The organism is Microcoleus sp. PH2017_08_TRC_O_A (assembly GCF_020738665.1).
Taxonomy (GTDB): domain Bacteria; phylum Cyanobacteriota; class Cyanobacteriia; order Cyanobacteriales; family Microcoleaceae; genus Microcoleus.
This window is the reverse complement of record NZ_JAEQCE010000022.1, coordinates 120,501-121,203: the sequence shown is the minus strand read 5'-3', so window position 1 is coordinate 121,203 and position 703 is coordinate 120,501. Positions and strand designations below refer to the sequence as shown.

General features: G+C 36.4%; 1 protein-coding gene. It reads left to right on the top strand.

Going from position 1 to position 703, the window contains the following annotated elements; genetic code table 11:
- Window positions 1–601, top strand: a 601-nt coding sequence (locus tag JGK22_RS10000; protein ID WP_293312786.1) for an ISAs1 family transposase, incomplete at its 5' end; no start/stop codon positions are given.
- Window positions 602–703: the final 102 nt, after the last annotated feature.

The window sequence follows — 703 nt, the reverse complement described above, 5'->3', positions numbered from 1 at the left end:
GTCAATTGTGAAGTCAATTATCGAACAAGGAGGAGATTACGTAATCACCTTAAAAAAGAACCAGCCATCTCTGTATGCCAGAGTAGAAGAGTTATTTAAACAAGCACTTGCACAAGGATTTTCGGGATTTACACATACAGCTTATTCGACCAAGACAGAAAGTAATCATGGTCGCTCAGAAATCCGACATCATTTAATGTTAAGTGACATCAAAGAGCTGATAGATCCGGACAATCAATGGGAGAAACTTCATAGTATAGGCATGATAGAATCCGTGAGAATAGTGAAGGGAAAAACAAGTATTGAAACTCGTTATTACATTAGTAGTTCACCAAATAACGCTCAAAAATTTGGTGAATCAGTTCGCAGCCATTGGGGAGTTGAAAATCGTTTACATTGGGTGTTAGATGTGGCTTTTCGTGAAGATGATTGTCGGATTAGAAAAGATAATGCTCCGCAAAACTTTGCTATCCTTAGACATATTTCTCTCAATCTTTTAAGTCAAGAAAAAACCTCAAAAACCGGAGCAAAAAACAAGCGACTTCGAGCTGGGTGGGATGATGATTATTTGACTAAAATCCTCGCTGTTGCAGTCAACTAAATTCTTTGTTTCTAAGTCATTACTAGCTATTATACAACTTGTAAACAGTGGCTGTAATATTTTTATTGTCTCAAAATTAGCAGAAACCTAAAAATCACCATT